This window comes from Haladaptatus sp., from assembly GCF_049589095.1.
In the GTDB taxonomy this organism is placed as follows: Archaea; Halobacteriota; Halobacteria; order Halobacteriales; family Haladaptataceae; genus Haladaptatus.
Window position 1 is genome coordinate 1 of the sequence record NZ_JBAWAC010000094.1, and the last position, 4,823, is coordinate 4,823.

General features: G+C 62.3%; 4 protein-coding genes and 1 pseudogene. 3 read left to right on the forward strand and 2 right to left on the reverse strand.

All coding sequences use genetic code 11. The features are described 5' to 3' along the window. From WBV42_RS03135 to WBV42_RS03145, 3 genes and pseudogenes are all read left to right on the forward strand, one after another. Positions 1 to 155: pseudogene (locus WBV42_RS03135) on the forward strand (GNAT family N-acetyltransferase); the annotation flags it as partial. A gap of 268 nt (positions 156 to 423) precedes the next feature. Then, positions 424 to 1,380: a DUF5787 family protein gene (locus WBV42_RS03140; RefSeq protein ID WP_423984741.1), complete on the forward strand. Its 957-nt coding sequence runs from the start codon at positions 424 to 426 to the stop codon at positions 1,378 to 1,380. A 78-nt stretch (positions 1,381 to 1,458) separates the two neighbouring features. Next, positions 1,459 to 2,868 (forward strand): arylsulfotransferase family protein, encoded by a 1,410-nt coding sequence (locus tag WBV42_RS03145; RefSeq protein WP_423984742.1) that lies wholly within the window; start codon positions 1,459 to 1,461, stop codon positions 2,866 to 2,868. A gap of 3 nt (positions 2,869 to 2,871) precedes the next feature. On the opposite strand, the gene WBV42_RS03150 is transcribed toward WBV42_RS03145, so the two are convergent. Continuing rightward, positions 2,872 to 3,690, reverse strand: coding sequence for an MBL fold metallo-hydrolase (locus WBV42_RS03150; protein ID WP_423984743.1), 819 nt, complete (start codon positions 3,688 to 3,690; stop codon positions 2,872 to 2,874). 3 nt (positions 3,691 to 3,693) lie between these two features. Beyond that, positions 3,694 to 4,823, reverse strand: a 1,130-nt coding sequence (locus tag WBV42_RS03155) for an ATP-binding protein (RefSeq protein ID WP_423984744.1), incomplete at its 5' end; no start/stop codon positions are given.

Below are 4,823 nucleotides of genomic sequence, written 5' to 3' on the forward strand. Positions count from 1 at the left end.
GATCCCGGATGATGGAGCGACTGAAGGAGTACTTAGAGGAGAACGCGCCGGAACGGGCGTACGTCAACCTCATGGCCGACGTGGAGGGCTTTTACGAGCAGTTCGGCTTCGAGTACACTGCCCCCGCCTCGCGCGGGATGTACCGTCGAATGTGAATCGAAGATATTGCTATCGTTACTCCGAACGCAATCCCGTCGTTAATCCCGAAGGAATCGGTTGGAGGAGGTCTGTGGACCGAGACGGTCGCGGTGCGGGGTGGTCTTCATGCGATTCGGCGACTGAAATCGAAGAAAAAGAACGATTCCCTCGGAGCGGGTGTTCCGGCCCGGAAGTCGTTGTCGTAGTGAAACCACAATCGGAGCCATCTCGTCGTGAACAGGCTCGTCCGAGGTATTTTTCAGCTCACAGCCCCACCCCAATCATGTGCGAGAGTTCCCGTTCGAACTGAAACTATGCACGCACCTCGAAGCGACGACGGAGCGGATCATCGCCCGGCAAATCGGTGCCGGTGTCCACGCACCGTCGAATCGGGTTATCGACGTGCTGTGCGTCGAACCCGGCCCGGAGTTCGCGGCGCGGACGGAACTCACGAGTGAGCGGATTCCCGCCGCCGCCATCGAGAGCGACGTGGGCGTCGGCGAGGCGTGCTACTGGCGGGACGCGTTCGACACGTCGTCGGAGTACGCCCGCGAGGTGGTCGAGCGGGCGGTCGAAATCGGCTTTTACGAGCGCGAGCGGAGGGGCGGCCGGGAGTACGTCCGGCAGGTGGCACGCTATCCCGACTGGTTCGGGCGGTTGATCGGCATCGAGAACAAACCGGACCTCGCCGCGCCCGGTGACCTCGAAACCCAACTCCGGAAGGACGTGAGTCTGGCACTGGTGGACGAGGTGATCCTGGCGACCGAGAGTTACGTCACTCGCGCGCATCTGAATCGGATTCCGGAGACGGTGGGCGTCTGGCGGTTCGACGCCGAAGCGGCGAGGGTGGAGGTGGTTCGAGAGCCGACACCTCTCGACAGCGAAGGGGCGGGAACCGAACTGATCGATACGCACGTCGGGCGAACCGACGTTCGCGTGGCGAGCGCCGCGTCGAAGGAAAAACGCCGAAGGCGGATGGCGGAGCGGGCGTACGGCAAAGGGTGGCGGAGTTACGACTTGCCCGGTTGTGCGGCGGTCGAATCGCACTCGGGCGGGGTTCCGTACTGTGGCTGGAAGGATCGGGTGGTCAATCCGGCGAATTGCGGGTCGGATTGTCCGGGTCACGACCCCGCCGACCCGCCAACGGTCGATTGGGAGGCGGAGCGAGACGATCGGACACCGTGGGTCGCGGACCCGACAGGACGAACGCGTCGGCAGTCCGGACTCGACAGATTCGGATAGCTTAGGTGTGAAAACAAGGTGTCGAGTGACGGACGTGAAGTGTGAACATACAAGAACCGGGATCAAGAATGGGGTTGTATGCAGACGCTCTCCCGGCGGCAGTCGTTGGCCGTCGGCGCGATACTCTTGTGTTGTCTCTCCCTGTTCACCCCGACGTTGGTTGCCCAATCGGACGACCAGGGAAGCGTTGCTTCCAATCCCTGTACGGGTACCATCACGCAGTCCGTGAACGGGACGACGGTCGTTGCGGTACAGGGCTATTCGTGGGTCGACGGTGGGCAGAAACGCGACGCCAAACTCGTCGCTATCGGGCCGAACGGCACGGTGAAGTGGGTTCATCACACCGGCGACCACGGCATGGTTTGGGGGTACGATGTGGACCCGATGCCGAACGGTAACCTGTTCGTCACGGGGACGAAGAACGGCAAGACGGTCGTGTACGAGTTCAACCCGCGAACCCAGAAGCACGTCTGGAGTCAGACTCTCGACATCGAGGACACCCACGACGTCGACCTCATCAACAACGGCACGCAACTGCTGGTCGCCAACCTGCGCAATTACAAGGAGAACGCTGAACGCAACGACGACAGCGTCTTCGTCTACGATTTGAAGAAGGACAAGGTCGTCTGGCGCTGGTACTTCCGGGACCACTACCCCAAGGACACGGCCAAGACCGGGTACCACAACTACACCAACGACTGGACGCACGTCAACAACGTGCAGAAGATCGGCGAGGGCGAGTATCTCGTCTCGCCGCGCAACTTCGACCAAGCCATCGTCATCAACCGTTCCACGAATAAAATCGACATGAAACTCGGGGAACCCGGGAACACCAGCATCCTCAACAAACAACACAACCCCGATTACTTGGAGAGCGAGGACGGCAAACCGACGATGCTCGTCGCCGACTCCGACAACAACCGGATGGTCGAATACCAGAAGGAGGGTGACAATTGGAACCGAACGTGGTCGCTCGGGAAGGGCGACGACCTCTCGTGGCCCCGCGACGCCGACCGCCTGCCGAACGGCGACACCCTCCTCGGCGACTCGAAACACGAGCGCGTGATGCAAGTGTCGCCGAACGGCACCGTCAAGTGGGAGTTCTACACGCCGTGGCTCGTCTACGACGTGGAGCGTATCGGAACGGGTGACGAATCGAACGGTCCGACCATCGCCGACCAGAACGCGACCGGTAGCTACCAACTCAAAGGTGCGGCCGACAAGTACGACCCGCAGTCGATGAAGCAGTGTAACGCCTATCTCAACTCCATCCACGGCTGGGCAGAGGGTCAGAAGCCGAACAACACGACGACCACATCGAACGATTCCGGGGGCGTACAGGACAGCGACGGGGATAACGGCAGCAGCGCGAACCTCAGTTCCGGAACCACGGCCGATTCGGACACGTCGATGCCCGGATTCGGCGTCGCCGTGGGCATCGCCGGATTGATCGTCGCCGCCGCGTTGTTGGTCCGGAAAACGGAATAGCGATCAGATTCGGTACTGCTCGCCATCGATCGCCAGCGGCTCTTCGAACGCCTCTTCTTCGGGATAGAAATGCGAGACGTGCACCAGTCGCGTCTCTTCCGCGTCGAGTTCGTCCGCCATCGAGAGCGCTCCCTCTCGCGTCATGTGTTTGTAGCCGAACGTGCGCGGAACGCCGTCGTCGGTGTGGTGGCGGCCCCCCGCCGGGTGGTACTCACAGAGCGACGCCGGAACGATGGCGTCGGCCAGAAACAGGTCGGCGTTCGAGAGGGCCTCGCGAGACGCCTGTGGAATCGCATACCCCGTATCGCCGGTGAGCGCGAGTTTGGACCCGTCCCCCTCCACGACGACACCGTAACAGAGCAGCGGCGGGTGTTCGACGGGGACGAACGTCACGTCGAACCCGCACGCCGAGAACGACGAGAGTGGTTCGTGGTCGTGAACCGTGATCTGTGCGAGGTAGTCGAACTTGTCCCGAATAGTCTCCGCGACGCTCTCGCCGGTCTCCGGGTCCGTCTCGTTCGTCGCGTGGACGGGCAGGGCGTCGAACAGTCGGTAGGCGTTCCCCAACCCGTCGAGGTGGTCGAAGTGGATGTGCGTGACCAGCAGTTCGTCCGGAAGCGGCACGTCGTGGGTGAGAAACTGCGAACGAAAGTCGGGACTCGCGTCGATGAGCAGACACTCGTCAGTCTCCTCGTTGCGGACGTGAACCGAAAACCGCGAGCGTTCGACGTCGCGTTCGCGGGCCGCCCGACAGGTGTCACAGTCACAGCCAGCCGTCGGTGTCCCCGTCGTGTCGCCGGTGCCGAGGAGGGTGACTTCCATCGGTCAGTGGTCGTGTGAGTGACCGCTGATGTCCCCGCCCGCGACGAGCGCGTCGTGGTCGCCGTCGATCATGTCCATGTCCTTCAGGTGGTCACGCTCCTCGAAGTCCTGAATCGCGTAGTGGAGGTCCTCCTGCGTGAGCTCCGTGCGCTCCTCGGTCAACGCCTCCAGCACGGCCTCGCGGAGGACGAGCCGCAGGTCGCTTCCCGTCAACCCTTCGGTCATCTCCGCGATCTCCTCGGGGTTGAAATCCGAGATTTTCATCTGTCGGGTGATGACCCGGAGGATGTCCGCCCGCATTCCCTCGTCGGGTTTCGGGAAGTTCAGGATGTCGTCGAACCGCCGCCACGCCGCCGCGTCGAGTTGGTCGGGGTGGTTCGTCGCGCCGATGAGCAACACGTCGTCCTCGATGAGCGAGATGTTGTCGATGCTCTTCAGGAGGGTATTGACGGCGCGCTTGATGGCCGCGTGCTCGTCGCTTCGCCGCGTTTTGGCGACGAAGTCGAACTCGTCCATGAAGAGGATACACGGCGAGAGCCGTTTGGCCACCTCGAACACCTTCTCGACGTTCTTCGCCGTCTCGCCGAGATACTGGCTGGTTATCATCGACAGTTTGACCTCCACGAACGGCAGGTCCAAGTCGTATCCTAACGCCCGTGCCGTCGAGGTTTTCGCCGTTCCTGGCGGACCGACGAACAGGAGCTTCCCGATCTCTCGCAAGCCGATTTGGGCGAGATACTCCCGGTGTTCGATGGCTTTCACGATCTTGTGGATCTCGGCCTCCTGGTCCGCCGTGAGCACGAGGTCGTCCAGCGTCAGTTCGACTTCCTCGGGTGCGTAGACGTCCACGAGGTCGAGCATGCTTTCGCCGTCCTCGTCTTCGTCCTCGTCGAAGTGCTCTTCGAGGAGGCTGTCTATCCACGCCCGGTCGGACTGCACGGGGCGGTTCGCCTCGCGCACCTCGTCGTAGGTCACGTCCACGCCATCCCGGTCTTCGAGGGCGTAGGCGAGCGTCGGATTGCGCTCGACTCGCTCCTCGTCCCGGTCGGCGAACCACTCTTCGGCCATCTCCTGTTGAGTGAGTTCGAGTCCGCCCGAGAAGGTATCCCGGTCGGTAAACATCAGTTCGGAAA